This is a genomic window from Campylobacter sp. RM6914 (assembly GCF_004803835.1).
Lineage (GTDB): Bacteria > Campylobacterota > Campylobacteria > Campylobacterales > Campylobacteraceae > Campylobacter_A > Campylobacter_A californiensis.
Window position 1 is genome coordinate 93,515 of the sequence record NZ_CP012545.1, and the last position, 18,077, is coordinate 111,591.

At 38.6% G+C, this 18,077-nt stretch carries 18 protein-coding genes and 5 tRNA genes; 18 read left to right on the top strand and 5 right to left on the bottom strand.

Going from position 1 to position 18,077, the window contains the following annotated elements; genetic code table 11:
* The first annotated feature begins 1 nt into the window (after window position 1).
* Together CCAL_RS00485 and CCAL_RS00490 are read left to right on the top strand one after the other, a co-directional pair.
* Window positions 2-1,651, top strand: coding sequence for a fatty acid--CoA ligase (locus tag CCAL_RS00485; protein ID WP_170015333.1), 1,650 nt, complete (start codon window positions 2-4; stop codon window positions 1,649-1,651).
* On the top strand, window positions 1,651-3,381 hold the full coding sequence (locus CCAL_RS00490) for an ATP-binding protein (RefSeq protein WP_172285019.1): 1,731 nt from the start codon (window positions 1,651-1,653) through the stop codon (window positions 3,379-3,381). Before CCAL_RS00485 ends, CCAL_RS00490 begins: the two co-directional genes overlap by 1 nt.
* Before the next feature lie 8 nt (window positions 3,382-3,389).
* Here the strand turns inward: CCAL_RS00490 and CCAL_RS00495 are convergent, their stop codons facing one another.
* From CCAL_RS00495 to folE, 3 genes are all read right to left on the bottom strand, one after another.
* Complete coding sequence (locus CCAL_RS00495; RefSeq protein ID WP_169937924.1) at window positions 3,390-3,875, bottom strand: GNAT family N-acetyltransferase; 486 nt, start codon at window positions 3,873-3,875, stop codon at window positions 3,390-3,392.
* Between the two features lie 69 nt (window positions 3,876-3,944).
* The gene (fliI, locus tag CCAL_RS00500; RefSeq protein ID WP_169972298.1) at window positions 3,945-5,255 is read right to left on the bottom strand and encodes a flagellar protein export ATPase FliI; all 1,311 of its coding nucleotides are present in this window, start codon (window positions 5,253-5,255) and stop codon (window positions 3,945-3,947) included.
* Entirely contained in the window at window positions 5,252-5,824 is a 573-nt protein-coding gene (folE, locus tag CCAL_RS00505) for a GTP cyclohydrolase I FolE (protein WP_169937928.1), read from the bottom strand. The genes fliI and folE overlap by 4 nt, the downstream gene beginning before the upstream one ends.
* A gap of 136 nt (window positions 5,825-5,960) precedes the next feature.
* Between folE and tig the strand changes: the two genes are divergently transcribed.
* From tig to CCAL_RS00585, 16 genes are all read left to right on the top strand, one after another.
* A complete protein-coding gene (gene tig / locus CCAL_RS00510; protein ID WP_169937930.1) occupies window positions 5,961-7,283 on the top strand; it encodes a trigger factor in 1,323 nt (440 codons plus the stop codon).
* Complete coding sequence (clpP, locus tag CCAL_RS00515; protein WP_169937932.1) at window positions 7,283-7,873, top strand: ATP-dependent Clp endopeptidase proteolytic subunit ClpP; 591 nt, start codon at window positions 7,283-7,285, stop codon at window positions 7,871-7,873. Before tig ends, clpP begins: the two co-directional genes overlap by 1 nt.
* A gap of 9 nt (window positions 7,874-7,882) precedes the next feature.
* Window positions 7,883-8,914, top strand: a complete 1,032-nt coding sequence (locus tag CCAL_RS00520; protein WP_169937934.1) for a GGDEF domain-containing protein — start codon at window positions 7,883-7,885, stop codon at window positions 8,912-8,914.
* A 2-nt stretch (window positions 8,915-8,916) separates the two neighbouring features.
* Window positions 8,917-9,477, top strand: coding sequence for a peptide deformylase (gene def / locus CCAL_RS00525; RefSeq protein ID WP_170000499.1), 561 nt, complete (start codon window positions 8,917-8,919; stop codon window positions 9,475-9,477).
* A gap of 69 nt (window positions 9,478-9,546) precedes the next feature.
* Complete coding sequence (locus tag CCAL_RS00530) at window positions 9,547-11,058, top strand: YifB family Mg chelatase-like AAA ATPase (RefSeq protein ID WP_170015329.1); 1,512 nt, start codon at window positions 9,547-9,549, stop codon at window positions 11,056-11,058.
* A gap of 1 nt (window position 11,059) precedes the next feature.
* On the top strand, window positions 11,060-12,520 hold the full coding sequence (locus tag CCAL_RS00535) for an NAD(P)H-hydrate dehydratase (RefSeq protein WP_170015327.1): 1,461 nt from the start codon (window positions 11,060-11,062) through the stop codon (window positions 12,518-12,520).
* Window positions 12,502-13,086, top strand: coding sequence for a phosphoribosylglycinamide formyltransferase (gene purN, locus CCAL_RS00540; protein ID WP_169972295.1), 585 nt, complete (start codon window positions 12,502-12,504; stop codon window positions 13,084-13,086). Before CCAL_RS00535 ends, purN begins: the two co-directional genes overlap by 19 nt.
* A gap of 9 nt (window positions 13,087-13,095) precedes the next feature.
* A complete protein-coding gene (locus CCAL_RS00545) occupies window positions 13,096-14,130 on the top strand; it encodes a threonine aldolase family protein (protein ID WP_169937944.1) in 1,035 nt (344 codons plus the stop codon).
* Window positions 14,131-14,184: 54 nt separating this feature from the next.
* Window positions 14,185-14,907 carry a TerC family protein gene (locus tag CCAL_RS00550; RefSeq protein WP_169937946.1) on the top strand — a complete coding sequence of 241 codons (723 nt, stop codon included), beginning with the start codon at window positions 14,185-14,187 and terminating at the stop codon, window positions 14,905-14,907.
* Window positions 14,908-14,950: 43 nt separating this feature from the next.
* Window positions 14,951-16,285, top strand: a complete 1,335-nt coding sequence (locus CCAL_RS00555) for an MATE family efflux transporter (protein WP_170015325.1) — start codon at window positions 14,951-14,953, stop codon at window positions 16,283-16,285.
* Between the two features lie 3 nt (window positions 16,286-16,288).
* Window positions 16,289-16,435, top strand: coding sequence for a hypothetical protein (locus CCAL_RS00560; protein ID WP_169937950.1), 147 nt, complete (start codon window positions 16,289-16,291; stop codon window positions 16,433-16,435).
* Window positions 16,426-16,503, top strand: a tRNA-Pro gene (locus CCAL_RS00565). The genes CCAL_RS00560 and CCAL_RS00565 overlap by 10 nt, the downstream gene beginning before the upstream one ends.
* Window positions 16,504-16,513: 10 nt before the next feature.
* A tRNA-His gene (locus CCAL_RS00570) sits at window positions 16,514-16,590 on the top strand.
* Window positions 16,591-16,596: 6 nt separating this feature from the next.
* A tRNA-Arg gene (locus CCAL_RS00575) sits at window positions 16,597-16,673 on the top strand.
* A 12-nt stretch (window positions 16,674-16,685) separates the two neighbouring features.
* Window positions 16,686-16,762: transfer RNA gene (locus CCAL_RS00580), tRNA-Arg, on the top strand.
* Window positions 16,763-16,810: 48 nt separating this feature from the next.
* Window positions 16,811-16,895: transfer RNA gene (locus tag CCAL_RS00585), tRNA-Leu, on the top strand.
* A gap of 120 nt (window positions 16,896-17,015) precedes the next feature.
* On the opposite strand, the gene CCAL_RS00590 is transcribed toward CCAL_RS00585, so the two are convergent.
* Entirely contained in the window at window positions 17,016-17,669 is a 654-nt protein-coding gene (locus CCAL_RS00590; protein ID WP_170015323.1) for a 16S rRNA (uracil(1498)-N(3))-methyltransferase, read from the bottom strand.
* Entirely contained in the window at window positions 17,670-18,071 is a 402-nt protein-coding gene (locus CCAL_RS00595) for a hypothetical protein (RefSeq protein ID WP_170015321.1), read from the bottom strand. It lies immediately after the preceding gene.
* Window positions 18,072-18,077: the final 6 nt, after the last annotated feature.

Consider the following 18,077-nt stretch of genomic DNA (forward strand, 5'->3'; position numbering starts at 1 on the left):
CATGATGTATAAGTATCAAAATCTTTATAAAATTTTAATTGATGCCGCAAAGGATTATCCAAGAGCGGTGGCGATATTTGATGATAAGGATAAGCTAAGATACGGTGAGCTTAAAGCCTGTGTGGATAAAGTCGGAGCATATTTGCAAGCCGTAGGGATCGGTTTTGGAGATAGAGTAGCGATGTGTGTGAGCAACTCGCAAGAATTTATCATCTCGTATTTGGCTATCACTGCTATCGGTGCGGTTGCCGTGCCTATGAATACATTCTTAAAAAATGAAGAATTTAGCTATATTTTAAAAGATTGTGATGCTAAAATACTTATCGCTTCAAGTTCTTTAAGCAAAGAGCTTATCAAACTAAACGAGCTTGAAAGCCTTAAAAAGATAATTTGGATAGGCGAGATACCAAAGGCTCTGCAAAATACAAGCAGTTATGAGGGCATGGATGAGGAGCTTGGCGAGAGTGTATATCTTGATGTAAATCTCCATCCTAGCACAAGCCCTAGCCTTTACTCTAAAAGCACAAGAAATGTTAAATTTAACGATATGCTAGATCACAAATACCTCCTAAGTATACCAAGGTCCCCGACATTAAACGATATAGTCCATATCATCTACACTTCCGGAACTACTGGCAAGCCAAAGGGTGCGATGATAAATTATAGAAATATATTTTCAAATTTAGAGGGCGCCCATAGTCGTTTTGTCGTTAAGAAAAACGATAGATTTATTGTATTTTTACCGATGTTTCATAGCTTTACGCTAACAGCTACGATACTTTTACCTCTATATACCGGCGCATCTATGGTGCTTGTAAAGTCAGTTTTTCCGTTTTCAAATGTGCTTAAACAGACATTATTTAAAAGAGTTAGCGTGTTTTTGGGAATTCCTGCCATCTATACCGCCATCGGCAAGGCTAAAATCCCTTGGTATTTTCGCTGGTTTAACCGCATTCGTCTATTTGTTAGCGGAGCAGCTCCTCTTGCAAAACAAACTATCGACGACTTTAAGTTAAAATTCCCTCGCGCAACACTGGTTGAAGGATACGGTCTTAGCGAGTGTTCTCCGATAGTTGCGGCAAATTTATTTGATAAACAAAAGCCTATGAGCGTTGGTCTGCCGCTTGATGGGTATGAGGTAAAGATCGTAAATGACGAGATGATGGAGCTTCCTGTGGGCGAGATCGGCGAGATCATTGTTAGGGGTGATTGTGTTATGCAAGGATATCTTGGGTTGCCAACAGCAAATGATGAGACGATACTAAACGGCTGGTTGCGCACCGGAGATCTTGGTAAGGTTGATGACGAGGGCTTTATCTATATAGTCGATCGCAAAAAAGATCTTATCATATCAAAGGGTATAAATATCTATCCACGTGAGATCGAAGAGGTGCTTTATAAACTAGACGAAGTTGAGGCGGCAGCTGTTATAGGCGTTAGAGACACTCATGCAGATGAGGAAGTTGTGGCATTTATCCAGTTAAAAGATGGCATGGACCTTGATGAAAAAGCGGTTCGAGCGTATCTTAAAAAACACCTTGCGAATTTTAAAATACCTAAGAACATCTACTTTGCCGAAGAGCTTCCTAGAAATGCTACTGGCAAGGTGTTAAAACGCGTTTTAAAAGAGCAGATAAAGGATAAAATTTAGTGCAGTATTTGCTTGATTTTCTTAATTCCGACATTAAAAAAAGTAAAATTTATACTCTTATAAAGTGTAATATCGACGAAGCTAAAATTCTAAGACATTTAAGTAGAATTTATATAGACGGTATAGCTAGCATTAGCGTATATGACGTGCTTTGCGCTGTTTATACGTCTGAGAGTTTTAAACATCTCGAACATCTTAAAGATATAAAGTCACTACTGGATTATGGTTGGATAGCACAAAGTTATAGTATATTTAAAAGCTCGGAAAATATAACAAAAACAAATCACATAAATTTGCTATCTTTGCTTCACTGTGAAATTTCACTTTCGCCGTCGTTTTTAAAAATTTTACAAGATGGAAATATCAGCATAGAACTTCCAAGTCAAAGTGCGTATGAAGATCATTTAGAATATCTAAAAGATCAGTTCTTGCGTATAGAGCTTTATGCTAAAATTTCAATGTTTCAAAACGAAGCCAAAGATGCAAAAATCCGCATAAAACAGCAGATAGGCGAGCTTGAGATCCGTATAAAAGAGCGCATGGAACTTAGCAAAACACCTATAAAAATAGAGCAAATTTTTAAAGAAAATGCACTTGAACCAAAAGAACAGTTGATATTTTTAGCTCTTTTAAAAGAGGAGTATGCAGGGGATTTTGAAAACGGTCGCGACCTAAATACACTCATGAATCTCATAAGTGACAATGAATTTGAACGTATAAAAAACAGATCTTTGCTCGAAGAGGGCGCAAGGCTTATCGAAAACGGCTTGATAGAGTATGATGAGGTATTAAACGCCTTTGGCAATGTTAGTAGAAATTTCTTTATCAACGAAGAGATTTTGCAAAGCATAATGCACCCGCAAAGCGAAAAAGTAAGCAAAAAACTTAAGCTTGAAAGTCTTGTAAAAGAGCAAGAAATTTTTGAACTCATAGAGCCAAGCTCAAGCATAGACGATGTTGTGTTAAGTGACAATACCAAAGAGCTTCTTAATGCTATACTAAAACAACTTGATAAAAAAGTCCTTGCAAGGCTTTCTAGTTGGGGCATAAAAACTCGTCGCGGCATAGACGCTAAGATCGTATTTTACGGAGAGCCCGGCACCGGTAAAACCATGAGTGCGATGGGGCTTGCAAAAAGCCTTAAGAAGCAGATCTTAAGTTTTGACTGCTCTAAAATTTTAAGTAAATATGTTGGCGAAAGCGAACAAAATGTTAGAAAAATTTTTGACACATACAAAGAAATTTGCAAAAAAAGCAAGAGTGAGCCCGTGTTGCTTTTAAATGAGGCTGACCAGTTTTTAAGCGCACGTGTAGAAAGCGGTAGCGGAACCGAAAAAATGTATAACCAAATGCAAAATATATTTTTAGAGCAGATTGAGAGATTTGAAGGTGTTTTGATAGCTACGACAAATTTTTTGCAAAGCTTTGATAGTGCGTTTTCAAGAAGATTTGACTATAAGATAGAATTTAAAAAGCCTGATTTTAAAGCTAGACTTGCCATTTGGCGTAAAATTTTACCCGAAAATGCAAGCTTTGAAGAGAATTTTGATATAGAAAAATTAGCGGAGTTTAATTTAAGCGGCGCGCAAATCGTTCTAGTATTAAAAAACACAGCACTAAAAGTCGCAGCTAGAGATGATGGAATTTTTACCTTTAACGACTTTAAAACAACAATCGATCGTGAGCTAAGTTCGGCATTTGGCGAAGATAAAAAAGTAGGACTTTTATAGCCTTACTTTTATACTCTTTTGCCCATTATCAAAACATCGGCGATAAATTCTTGCATGTCGCAAACTTGTGGCAGTAGTCCAAATTTTTCAAAGCCAAATTTATTAAAAAGCGAGATGCTTGGTTTATTGTGAGCGAAGATAAGGGCTAAGATGGTTTTTATGCCAAGGCTTGGAGCGATATCAAGCATAAAAGCAAGTAGCTTTGAGCCAATTCCTGATTGCCTAGCATTTTTGTCAACATAAATGCTAATTTCCGCGGTTATATCATAGGCAGACCTCTTGTAAAAGTCGCTAAAGCTTCCCCACGCAACAACGCTGTTTTCAAGCTTTAGTACAAATATCGGACGAGTTTTAGAGTGCGCGTCAAACCACTCTTGGCGCGAAGCTATACTAACGGGAGTTAGGTCGGCAGTTGCATTTTTGGTGGCTATATTTTGGTTGTAAATTTCCGTTATCTTTGCCAAGTCATCTTGTGTTGCGTGCAAAATTTCCATATTTTTTCCTTTAACGGCAATTGTTTTTAGCCAAGTAAAATTTGTAAAAAGTCGAAATTTAAAGGCTTTTTAACTATTTATCTGTGCTAAAATTTCCTGTGTTTTTTCAAATTCAAAAGCCTCGTCAGAGTCTTGTTTTAAGAAATTTTCCATGTATTCTTTTTTAGATATAGCAAGGTCAAGCTCCTTGTCGCTACCTCTTTGATATGCGCCGATACGAAGCAGGACTTCATTTTCTTTTAGGAGTGAATAAAGACGTTTAAATTTCATGGCATTTTGACGATGTTCTTTGGTTATGACATCGCCCATGACGCGAGAGGCGGAGTTTTGGATATTTATTGGCGGATAAATTCCAAAGTCTGTTAGCTCGCGGCTAAGCACGATATGTCCGTCAAGTATCGAACGACTTTGATCGGCTATAGGGTCGCTCATATCATCGCCCTCAACTAGCACCGTAAAAAATGCCGTGATCGAGCCCTTGCCCTCCTCTTTGCCTGCGCGCTCCATGAGTTGAGGAAGTAGCGTAAGCGAGCTTGGTGGATATCCTTTTGAGGTCGGCGGTTCGCCAAGGCTTAGTCCGATCTCTCGTTGTGCCATGGCAAAACGGGTTACGCTATCCATGATAAAAAGCACATCGTTGCCTTGCTCTTTAAAATACTCAGCCACGCTCATTGCGCAAAATGCACCGTATTTTCGCATAAGTGAGCTATCATCGCTGGTTGCCACGACGATAACTGTTCCGCTTAGATCTCCACCTAGGTTTTTTTCTATAAATTCAGGCACTTCGCGTCCGCGCTCTCCGATAAGTGCTACTACTTTTATGGGCGCTTGAGTATTTTTTACTATCATACCCATTAGCGTGCTTTTGCCAACCCCAGAACCTGCAAAAATTCCAAGTTTTTGCCCTTTACCACATGTTAAAAGACCGTCTATACTCTTTATCCCAACACTAAAAGGTTCGTTTATAAGCCCTCGCTTCATAGCGTCTATAGGGGATTTCATTATGGGTGCAAATTCGCTCATATCAAGAGCTCCTTTGCCGTCTATGGGACGCATAAACGGATCTACTACGCGCCCAAGCAGTGCTTTGCCAACCGGGATATTCATACCCTGATCGCTGCCATAGACAAAGTCGCCTATCTTAAAACCCTCAACAAAACCAAACGGGCTGACGTAAGCCTCGCCGGTTTTTATCTGTGTAACCATGCCGATTTCGCTTTTGCTTTTATCTTTTGCAACGATACGGACGATATCTCCGATACTTGGGCGAAGTCCGGTTATTTGTATGGTTGTAGCAGTTATCTTTGTTATAACGCCAAAGGTGTTAGAAAGAGAGATATTGTCGTTTTTTAGCTTTGATTTTAGGCGTTCTAAGCTCAAAAGTGAGTTTCCCTTGGTGAGTTTATAAGCGAGAAAAATTCCCGTCTAGTGCCCTCGTTTTTGATAAAACATCCGCGAAGAGCCGACGTGGTAGTGGTTGAATTTATCTTTTGCACGCCCCTCATTTCAACACACATGTGTCTAGCCTCGACAACTACACCCACGCCTTTTGGCGCGATAACTTCCTCAAGAGCCTGAGCTATTTGCTCGGTCATTTGTTCTTGGATCTGAAGTCTTCTGGCATAGATATTTACCATGCGAGGAATTTTAGAAAGCCCCACAACCTTACCGTTTGGTATATATGCCACATGTACGCGGCCGATTATAGGAAGTAGGTGATGTTCGCAAAGGCTGTAAAATTCGATATTTCTAATAAGCACCATTTCATTGTTTGAACTTGTAAAAAGCGCATCGTTTAATACTGTTTTTGGGTCTTGTTCGTAGCCGCTGGTTAGAAATTTAAACGCCTTATAGACGCGTTCAGGGGTCTTAAGTAACCCCTCGCGATTTGTATCTTCTCCGATGATTTGTAGTATATTTTTTACTGAGTTTTCAAAACTTTCTTGCATAAAATTCTCCAAAATTTTTAAAAGATCATTTTATATAAAAACGCCTTTGTGATCTATAAAATTTAGTAATTTATACTATAAATAAGGAAAAATTTGATATATTTTAGACTAAATTTTTGTAAATAAAAGGAAATAAATGCAAATCGACTCAAAACAACTTGATAGCGTTAACGTAGAAGTAAACGCAAAAGTATCAAACGACGAAGTTAAAGCTAAGGTTGAAAAACTAGCTAAACAAGCGTCTAAAAGCATGAAAGTGGATGGTTTTAGAAAAGGACATGTTCCTACCGCTGTTGTATTAAAACGCTATGAAAAAGAACTAACAGGCGACGCTGAGCAAGAGATTTTAAGAGATATAGTAAATGAAGCAGTAAAGCAAGCTGGTAAAAAAGCAGACGATATCATCGGCGAGCCAAGTGTTTCTAAATTTGATAAAAACGACGATAGCCTTGATGTAGAGATGACTGTTTCTTTCAAACCAAATGTAGATGTAAGTGGATATGAGGAGCTTATACCTGATTTTGCAACTCCACGCGTGCTTAAAAAAGATATCGACGAGAAGAAAAACGAGCTTTTAAAGATGATGGCTCCACTTGAAAAAGTAGAAGCTGATAGAGAGCTTGCAAATGGGGATTTTGCTAAATTTGACTTTGAGGGCTTTGTTGACGGTGAAGCGTTTGACGGCGGTAAGGCCGAAGGCTACGTGCTTGAGATAGGTTCTGGTCAATTCATCCCTGGTTTTGAAGATGGCATGGTGGGTCTAAAAGTAGGACAAGAGCGCGATGTTGAGGTAAAATTCCCTGATAATTACGGTGCTGCTCATTTAGCCGGGAAACCTGCGGTGTTTAAAGTAAAACTACTTGAGATCCAAGAGCGCAAAGTGCCTGAAAATATAGATGAGCAAACACTAAAAGCTATAATGCCAAACGAGGAAAATCCAACCGAAGAGCTACTTGAAGAGCGTATAAAAGACCAAATTCGCCAAGAGAAAATTTTTAACCTTATAAGCGAAGAGTTAAAGCCTAAATTTGCAGAAGCGGTAGTTGAGAAATTCCATTTTGATATACCAAAAAATATCGTTGAGCAAGAGATAGATATGCAGTTTAGAAACGCATGGGCTGGTTTTAGCGAAGAAGAGATGAAAACATTTAGAGAAGATCGTGATGCAGTTGTTAAAAAGCGTGACGAATACCGCGAAGATGCTCAAAAAAGTGTTCGCTTGACATTTATTATTGATGAGCTAGCTCGTGTTAGAAATGTAAAAATCAGCGACCAAGAAGTTGTTCAAGCTGTGTATTTTGAAGCTTATAGAAGTGGACGTGATCCTAAACAACACCTTGAGATGTATAGAGCGCAAGGTATGCTTCCTGCTATAAAAATGTCAATGATCGAAGAGAAATTATTTAACGAAATGTTTAATAAAGAGGATAAAAAAGCCAAAAAAGAGAAGGCTGAGTAATGAGCTATTATGTTCCTGTCGTAGTTGAGAGAACAAGCAGGGGTGAGAGAAGTTATGACATCTACTCTCGCTTGTTAAAAGATAGGATCGTTATGCTAAGCGGAGAGATAGAAGACGGCATGGCTGCTTCTATCGTCGCTCAGCTTTTGTTTTTAGAAGCAGAAGATCCTGAAAAAGATATATACCTATATATAAATTCACCCGGTGGTGTTATAACTAGCGGATTTAGTATATATGATACGATGAACTATATAAAGCCTGACGTTTGCACGATTTGTATCGGTCAAGCAGCATCTATGGGTGCGTTTTTGTTAAGTTGCGGTGCTCCAGGAAAAAGATATGCTTTACCAAATTCACGTATAATGATACATCAGCCTTTAGGCGGTGCTAGAGGTCAGGCAACCGATATAGAAATTCACGCGCGTGAAATTTTACGCTTGAAAGAAATTTTAAACGATACTTTGGCTAAAAATACCGGTCAAAAGTTATCAAAAATAGCAAAAGATACCGAACGGGATCTTTTTATGAGCGCACAAGAAGCTAAAGATTATGGTCTTATCGATAAAATTTTGGAGAAAAGCTTTAAATAGGAAAAGGCTATGATAAAGATAGATAGTGCTCCCGCCCCTGAAAATAAAATGGCCATTAGAAGACCGGGGCTGAAAAAGAAAAACGATATAAACGAATTTTCAGAAAGCGTTTTGCGAGGATTAGCCGCCGATAATGTCCCCTCTATCCCAAGCAATTATCTTATATATTTTGAAAAGATGCTTGATGATCAGCCGGAAGAATTTAAAAAACATGTCGGCGAGGCTATACAGTCGCAACACGAAGGCGTAGCAAAAGATATCGAGAGTAACTTTCGCATAGAAAAAGAAGTTAGACAAAGTCTTATGCAGATAAAAGGCATGCTTCAGTCTATAGCTCTCATATATAAAAATTTAAACGTTATGAAAGGTATCATGCGTAGGCATGTCGATAGCCTTGATAATAACGTAAATTTACTTGCCGTCCAAAATGTCTTAAATGGCTTTAACTCCGATCTCTCAAAGTTAAACAACCTAATGGATAAGCATATTGAGGTTATAAAGGCTAACTACGAAGAGATCGGCAAGATGTTTAAAGTCATCGAAGAAAGATCGATACACGACATAGCCTATGATGTTTATAATAAAAAATTCTTTATATCAACGCTTCAAGATGAGATAGATGCGGTTAAAAGATACGGATATAACTCATCATTCTTATTTTTAAAGGTTAGGGACGAATTTTTAGGCCAAGTAAAAAGCCTAAAAGAGCAAAATAATATCTTTAAAACCATCGCTCAACTTTTGCTAAGAACATCAAGAAGAAGCGATATAGTGGCTCATTACGGAGATGGCTGTTTTGCTATGGTTATGAAATACACAGACGAAAACGGCGCAAAGCTTGCGTGTAGCAGGATAGCTTCTATGCTTTCAAATGTTCCTTGTAGGCTAGGTGATAGCGAGTATAAACTCGATGTTCAGATCGTGGCCAGCTTGCTTTCAAAAAACAAAACCATAGAAGAAACCGTATCAAGAGCATTAGATAAATTATACGAAAACAGCACAGATGAACAGCCTGTATTTTTAACTAACGAATCGGAGTAATTTTGATCTTAGAAATTTTATCTTATCCAAACAAAAAACTTTACGAAGTCTCTTCTGAAGTAGTTGAATTTGACGAGAAGTTACATGAGCTACTTGATGATATGTATGAAACCATGATAGCAAAAGAGGGTATAGGTCTAGCTGCTATACAAGTGGGCGTTGCAAAGCGTGTTTTGATCATAAATTTAGTAAATGAAGAGGGTATCCAGGATAAGACAGATCTGCTTGAAGTGATAAATCCCAAATTTGAGCTAAAGCAGGGCGAATGCGTCTATCAAGAGGGTTGTCTTAGCGTTCCTGGTTTTTACGAGGATGTAAAGAGAGCGGAATTTGTAAAAGTATCGTATCAAGATCGTTTTGGCAATGCTCAAAGCATCGAAGCCGACGGGCTTTTAGCGATCGCGCTTCAACACGAAAACGACCATCTTGAAGGTCATCTTTTTATCGAGAAAATAGGCTTTAATAAGCGAAAGAGATTTGATAAAGAATACAAAGAAGCGCAAAAAACTTCATCTACCAAAAATAAATCCGAGCGAAAAATTCGCCATCAAGATGACAAATAGCCTTAAAATATCTAAATTTTAGATATTAAATTTAAGGCGGACTTTGAAATTTACCAAGAAAGGAAGATGTTGAAATCTCTAAAATGCGCCGCATATAGCGACGGTCTAAAGATAATTGAAGTAGAATCAACATTTTCAAGAGGGCTTCCTGGATTTAGCATAGTGGGACTTGCGGGTGCTAGCATAAAAGAGAGTGCAGAGCGAGTTAAAGCCGCACTTCTTGCGTTAAATTTTAGCTTTCCCGCACAAAAAATCACCATAAATTTATCTCCGTCAGACCTTCCTAAGTCTGGCTCGCATTTTGACCTTGCCATCGCTCTTTTGATAGCCCTTCAAAAATCGCCAAATCTTGATAAAATTTTTGTTTTTGGAGAACTTGGACTTGACGGAAGTATTAAAAGTACCGCAAATTTATTTTCCATTTTATTGTTTTTAAGTACAAGCGTTAGCAGGGCAAAAGTGCTTGTGCCACACGAGATAGCGCAAAAAGCCTCAATGATACCAAATCTTGAAATTTACGGCGTATCAAATTTAAAAGAAGCTATAAATTTTTTTCAAGATGACGAGTTTGCAAGTAGTTGTGTTTTTAAAAACTCACATCCTCTCTTTCAAAACGTAATTGATATAAACGGCGAAAGCTATGTTCCTAATCAAAATTTTGAGCTTGATTTTAGTGATGTTTTGGGGCAAAGTAGAGCAAAGAGAGCTTGCTTGATCGCGGCAGTCGGCATGCACAACATCATCTTTGAAGGAAGCCCCGGATGTGGCAAAAGTATGTGTGCAAAACGACTTGTTTACATACTTCCACCGCAAAGTTTAAGTGAAATTTTAAACACTGCCGCATATCGTTCGTTAAGTTTACAAGATAGCGAATTTAGCGCTATTAGGGTTTTTAGAGCGCCTCATCACACAAGCACCAAAAGCTCGATATTTGGCGGAGGATCTAGTGTTGCAAAGATCGGAGAAGCAGCTCTTGCAAATGCCGGAGTGCTTTTTTTTGATGAGTTTGTTCACTTTCCAAAACAGATCATCGAAAGTCTTCGCGAACCACTAGAAGATCATAAAATTCATATCTCGCGCGTAAATTCTAAGATAACTTACGATACTAAATTTTTGTTTGCGGCTGCTCTTAATCCATGCCCTTGCGGAAATTTACTTTCACAGGAGTTAAACTGCAGATGTAGTGAAAACGAGATAAAAAACTATAAATCTAGACTCTCAGAGCCTATACTTGACCGCATGGATTTATACTTGCAAATGGAAGAAGTTAGTAAAGACGACCGCAGTGATATCACCTCAAAACAGATGAGCGATCTTGTCTTAAAGGCATTTAAATTTCAAAAAATGCGCGGGCAAGCGGAGCTAAATGGCAAACTAAGCGACGCTGATATTGCTAAGTTTTGTCTTTGCGATGATGTAGCAAAAGAGATTTTAAACACTGCTGTATCAAGATATCATCTCTCGCAACGTGCCATAAAAAAGGTTTTAAAAGTGGCTAGAAGTATTGCTGACTTAGAGCAAAGTAAACTTATACAAAAAGCACATATCTTAGAGGCTTTAAGCTTTAGAGCAAGGAGTTAGAGTGAAAAAGCTATTTGTCCAAACAAACGAACTTGATGAACGAGCGACGCTGGAGCTAGGACTTAGTGGCGAAATTTTAATGGAAAATGCCGCTAGTAAGATAGCAAATTTAATAAGAAAGAAATTTAAAAAAGGCTCTAAAATCTTAGGCGTAGCAGGTAGCGGCAATAACGGTGCCGATGTGATAGCCGCGCTTAGAATGCTTTACGGAGATTATGATACGGAAATTTTTCTTTGCAAAGAGGAGCTTGGAGAGCTAGCCAAAAAGCAATTTTTAGCCGCGCAAAAGGTCGGCGTTAAAAGAATTTACGAGATAGAAGGCTTTAAAAGCGGCACTCATTTGATAAAAGACGACAAATTTATACCGACAAAAAAGCAAAATATAAAATGCGTGATAGATGGAATATTCGGCTCGGGACTAAGCAGGGAGCTAGACGATGGGTATATTGAGATAATCAATGCTTTAAATGATATAAAATCTTATAAAATAGCCTGTGACGTGCCAAGCGGACTTGATAAAAACGGTAAAATTTTAGGGGCATGTTTTAGGGCGGATGTTACCGTAACCATGGGAGCTAGAAAGCTAGGGCTCTACTCTGATGCGGCAAAGAATTTCACCGGTAAGATCAAAGTTGCCAGGCTTGGCGTTAGTGATAAAATTTTCCAAACGCAAACACAAAATTTCTTACTTGAAAAATCCGATATGAAACTTCCATTTAGGGATGATAAAAATGTAAATAAAGGAAATTTCGGCCATATTTTTGTTATGGTAGGCGAGCATGAGGGTGCGGCTAGGATGTCGGCACTAGCCGCTAGTGCGATGGGCGCAGGGCTTGTTAGTGTGATAAGCGATGAGAAGATTTTAATGCTTGATGATAAGCTAATGCAAAGCAAGGATGTAAGCGAGAAAATGAATGTCGGAGCCGTTGGCATGGGACTTGGCAAACAAGGGATACAAAAGCTTGATTTTGAAGTGCTTAAGCGCAAGTTGCTTGTTTTAGACGCTGATATGTGCTACGAGCCTCGCACGATAGAGCTTTTAAGGGCAAACAAAAATATAGTTATCACGCCTCATCCCAAAGAGTTTAGCTCGCTTTTAAATTTGGCTGGATTTGGGGAGCTTGGGGTTGGCAAGATACAAGAGGATCGCTTTTGTTTGGCTAGGAAATTTAGCCTTGAGTTTAAATGCGTCCTCTTACTTAAAGGTGCAAATACGATAATCGCGCAAGATGGTAAAATTTACGTCATGAGATACGGCACGAGCGCACTAGCAAAGGGCGGTAGTGGAGATGTGCTTTCGGGTCTTATAGTAGGGCTTTTGGCGCAAGGCTACACTCCGCTTGATGCGGCGATAACGGCTAGCTTGGCTCATGCTTTATCTGCTCGCAAATTTAAGGCTGCCAACTACGCGCTAAGTCCAAAAGATATCATAAAGGGGGTAAAATGCTTACGAAAAAAATAGCCATACTTTTTAGTGGATCAGGGTCAAATTTAGAGGCGATTTTAAGCAAGGTTCATGGGAAAATTTTTAACGGCGTTAAGCTTGAGGTCGTGCTTACTTTATCAAATAAAGCCGACGCTTACGGCGTGCAAAGAGCAAGAAAATACGGGCTTGAAAGCGTCATTATAGAAAATAAAAATTTTAACTCTCGTGAAGAATTCGACACCGCTCTTGTAAAGGAGATTGAAAAATACGATGTTGATCTGGTTGTTTTGGCTGGATTTATGCGAATTTTAACAAGTGTTTTTACTTCTAAGATCAAAGCTATCAACCTTCACCCATCGCTTTTGCCATTATTTAAGGGTGCTCACGCCATCAAAGAGAGTTTTGAGAGCGATATGCAAGTAGGCGGTGTTAGCGTGCATTGGGTTAGCGAGGAGTTAGACGGTGGTAAGATCATCGCGCAAAGAGCCTTTGAACGCGAAAATCAAATGAGTTTTGAAGCCTGGGAGGATAAAATTCACGCTTTAGAGCATGAAATTTTACCCGAAAGTATAATAAAAATTTTATCTAAAAATGAAAAATAAAGGAAGTAGATGACGTATTTTCAGTGTGATTACGCAAGTGGAGCACATCCAAAGGTTGTAGAAAGCTTGATCGTTACAAACGAAGACCAGACGTTAGGATACGGGGATGATAAATACTGTCAAAGCGCAGCGCAAAAGATAAAAGAGGCATGCGCGCAACCAAATGCACAGGTCCATTTTTTAATCGGCGGTACGCAAACTAACTCAACCGTTATCACATCCATACTTCGCCCACATCAAGGTGTTATCTCGGCTCATAGCGGTCATATCGCGGTACATGAAACAGGGGCGATAGAGGCTGGTGGGCACAAGGTATTAACACTGGATGCGATAGATGGCAAGATCACAGCCGAGCAGGTAAAAGAGTGTTACATGCAACACAAGATCGATCCGTCAAGAGGTCACACTGTCCAGCCGGGCATGGTTTATATATCATTTCCAACTGAAAGCGGCACACTGTATACAAAAGAGGAGCTAACAAGACTTTATGAAGTTTGCAAAGAGTTAAATTTACCGCTTTTTATCGACGGAGCAAGACTTGGCTATGGTTTGATGAGCCAGTACTGTGATGTTAGCTTAAAAGATATCGCAAATTTATGCGATGTGTTTTACATAGGAGGAACTAAGTGCGGTTCGTTATTTGGCGAGGCAGTTGTTATCGTTAATGACGCTTTAAAGCGTGACTTTCGCTATATCATGAAGCAACGTGGCGCACTTTTGGCTAAAGGCAGGATGCTAGGTGTTCAGTTTGATGCGTTATTTACTGATGAACTTTATTTTAAAATTTGCAAAGATGCCGTCAAATACGCGCTTATGATAAGAAAAGCCTTTGAAGAAAAGGGTGTAGAGGTCATGGCAAATTCCACGACAAATCAGCAATTTTTCGCGATAAGCGACGAGTGGCTTGAAATTTTAAGTAAAAAATACGTCTTTGCATTTTTCTACAAATTGCCTGATGGACGAAATTTTATTAGAATTTGCACGAGTTGGGCTAGTAAAGAAGAGGAAGTTTTAAGTCTTATAGAAGACATCAGATCGCTATAAATTTACTTGTTTGATGTATAATCGTGTTTTTAAATTTAAACTATAAGGAAAAAGATGTTTGAATGGATGAGTTCACCCGAGGCGTGGATAGCGCTTTTGACGCTTACGGGGCTTGAGATAGTTTTGGGTATAGATAATATCATTTTTATAGCGATCCTTGTAGGCAAGTTGCCCGCGCATCAGCGAGATAAGGCGCGTATTATAGGTCTTGCATTTGCGATGATTACTAGAATTTTGCTTCTTCTTTCATTATTTTGGATCATGAAGCTTACAAAGCCGCTCTTTAGCGTGTTTGACTTTACGATAACGGGGCGAGACTTGGTGCTAATTATCGGCGGCTTGTTTTTAATAGCCAAATCAACCCTTGAAATTCACTCAAATGTCGTAGGTGAGCAGCATGAAGAAAAGATCGTCAAAGCGGCGGGATTTACTTTAACTATTATTGAGATTGGCATTTTGGATATTGTATTTTCTCTTGATAGTGTTATTACTGCGGTTGGCATGGCAAATCATATCGAGATCATGATCTTAGCTGTTATTATAGCTGTTGGAGTGATGATGTTTGCCTCAAAGTCTATTTCGGACTTTGTTGATAATAACCCGACTATTAAAATTTTGGCTCTAGCATTTTTGATACTTATCGGTTTTACGCTAGTTGGAGAAGGACTTGGACTTCACGTGCCAAAAGGCTATATTTATTTTGCGATGGCATTTTCGTTATCGGTTGAGCTTATTAATATATATGCCAGAAAAAAACAAGAGCAAATTAAACATTAAAATTTATAGCAAAAGGCGGTTTTCCCGCCTTTAAAATTAAACCATGAACCTCACAAAAGACCCTATAAACAAACTCATCGTATCTCTTGCTACTCCAGCGGCTTTAGCTATGCTTTTTAATACTATCTATAATGCTACCGGGACATTTTTTGCTGCTAAAATTTCAACTTCAGCTACGGCGGGGCTTTCCATGAGCTTTTTGCTCTATCTTAGCGTTGTCGGTATGGGGCTTGGTTTTGGTTCGGCATTATCGGCGCTTATCGGCAATGCACTTGGGACCAACAAGCTCTTTTTAGCTAAAATTTACGCCCAAAAAGGGGCGGTTTTTGTATTGATATTTGCTATTTTTATGGGGAGTTTGGGTTATGCGGTAGCGCCTAAATTTCTTGTATTTTTAGGAGCAAATGAGGAGTTTTTAACAGAAGCGCTTGAGTATATACGAGTGATATTTGTCGCTTCGCCGTTTTTCTTATCTATAAAGGCTTTTAACGGTATTTTGATTGCTCTTGGCGATACGAAAAGCCTTAGAAATTGGCTATTTTTTGGTGTTTTTATAAACATTGGGCTTTGTTTCATTTTTGTGAAGATGTTAAATTTGGGAGTTGCAAGTATTGCTTTTTCTACTGCGTTTGTGCAGTTTATGGGATGTATTTTTTTATTTAAGAAGACATATAAAAGTGGCATGATAAATTTTGAAAATATGAGAAATTTCTTGCCTGATATTAGAATTTATAAAAAAATTTTAAATCAAGCATTTCCTGCTTGCCTAAACTATCTTTCAATGTCGCTTGGCGGTCTTGTTTTGCTTAAATTTATAAGCTACTATGGCACTGATGCTGTTGCAGGATATGGTGTAGCACTTCGTATCGAGCAGCTTACCACTCTTCCTACTATCGGTATCGCTGCGGCAGTTTTGAGTATCGTTTCTCGTAACCACGGCGCAAGAAAGCACGATCGCGTTTTGCTTTGTTATAAAAATGCGATTAAAATTTTGCTTTTACTTTTTGTATTTGCGGCAATGTTTTTGATATTTGTCGCACCTAGGGTTATTTCATTTTTTGACATAAATGACAGCGCCACGGCAATTGCTAAGGGTTACTTGCTAATTAGCGCTTTTAGCTTTTTGGGCTATGGCGTTATGAATATCTCAGGAAGCGTTCTTCAAGCGGTTAAAAAGCCAAAAATGGTTTTTGTATTAAACGCAACAAGGCAACTGATCTTGCAAAGCGTTGCCTATAGTACGGTTATTTATGTTTTAAAAGGCACGATAGAGCATATCTGGATAGCGATGTTTATAAATGTCTATTTTACGGCCTTGTGCTTTGCTTGTATTAGTGTTTATGTGTTAAAACGTAAAATGAAAGGTGATGGCTATTGAAATTTGAGTTATAATGCTCAAAGTAGAAAATTTGATAAAAATATTTTGATTACTTTAAGCGTAAATTTATTGACATTAAAATACTTTTTAGCTAAAATAGCGCTTTTTAATGAGGTAGTGGCAAATGCTCACAACTCAGGCGGGGTGTAGCGCAGTCTGGTTAGCGCATCTGGTTTGGGACCAGAGGGCCGAAGGTTCGAATCCTTTCACCCCGACCACTTTGAAATGGTGAGTGTAGCTCAGTCGGTTAGAGCATCAGATTGTGGTCCTGAGGGTCGTGGGTTCGATTCCCATCACTCACCCCATTTTGGGCGCTCGTAGCTCAATTGGATAGAGCGACAGACTTCGGATCTGTAGGTTATGGGTTCGACTCCTATCGGGCGCGCCACGTATTTCATATGCGCTCATAGCTCAGCTGGATAGAGCAACGGCCTTCTAAGCCGTAGGCCTCAGGTTCGAATCCTGATGGGCGTACCATTTTTGGTTTATTTAAGTTTATTTTAGATAAACTACGATTTCTTTCTTGCGGATGTGGTGAAATTGGCAGACACGCCAGACTTAGGATCTGGTGCTTCACGGCGTGGAGGTTCAAGTCCTCTCATCCGCACCACTTTTATTCTATAAATATTTGCTTACAAAGTACAAGGTTTTTATTAAAACAATATGTAATGTAAAATATAGATTTATAAAATAACATAAAAACTATAATTTTTATAAATCTAACATTAACTTACACTAAAAATTTACTTGCTATACTGATGATGGCTGTTTGTGATTTTAAGATATTTTGCGTTTTAAGTGAGTATTGGTTTTGAAGTTTTAAGCTCTCTTCCGGAGCAAATCCACCTTCTGGTCCTATAAGTAGTAGCTCGTTTGAGTATTTTTCTAGACTTTTGCCGTTAAAATTTATAGCTGCAACGTTTTGATAAACATCTAAAAATTCATCCAAGCTGTTATAAATTTCAAACTCCATTAGCGTTGATCTACCGCTTTGCTCGCAAGATAGGGCGCAAATATATTCTAAACGCTCAAAATCTATTTTAAAATTTGCTTGAGAAAATTTAGTATAAACAAAGATGAGTTTGCCAACACCTAGCTCATTTAAAAATGGCAATGCCTTTTCTATCGTTTTTGGATCTACGACAGCCCAAGCGATGCTAAAGTCATACACAACTTTAGGCACGCTACTTGTAAACACAAGCTCTAAAATAGCGCTTCTTCTGTCAAACTCTATGATCTCGTATAAATAATCCTTGCCGTCTTTTAAATTTCTAAAGCTTACCCTGTCGCCTTTGATATTTCTTCGCGCTTTTAGATGTAAAAAAGTTTCATTTACAACCTTTAGTTGTTCACATCCTGCGCGCTCATCGTATAAAAATTTCATTTAAAACCCCGCAAAGATCAAGATACTAATATCGGCTATGCCCTTAAAAAGCGCAAATCGTCTAAATTTGACCAAATTTTCCTCTCTTTGGTATCGTTTAAGGCGTTTGTAGCCTATGGTGCTTAATGCTATGAGTGCAAAAATACCAAGAACCATCTTTAAAACATGCAAATTTACGATGAAATTTAAAACACTTAAAAGCACAAGCCCCGTAAAAAATATCGCTGCCAAAAATGCGTGATAAATGGGTAAAAAGTAACGAATTCTAAGCGAATAGTTTTTATTATTTATGCCAAATTGCGTAAGAAAAAGATAGATGCAAACAAGTGATAGTAAAACATGCATAAAACCTTGATGAAGCGGCAAGGTGTATGCGTAAAGCCCTAGTAAGTGTTCGTTCATGCTCTG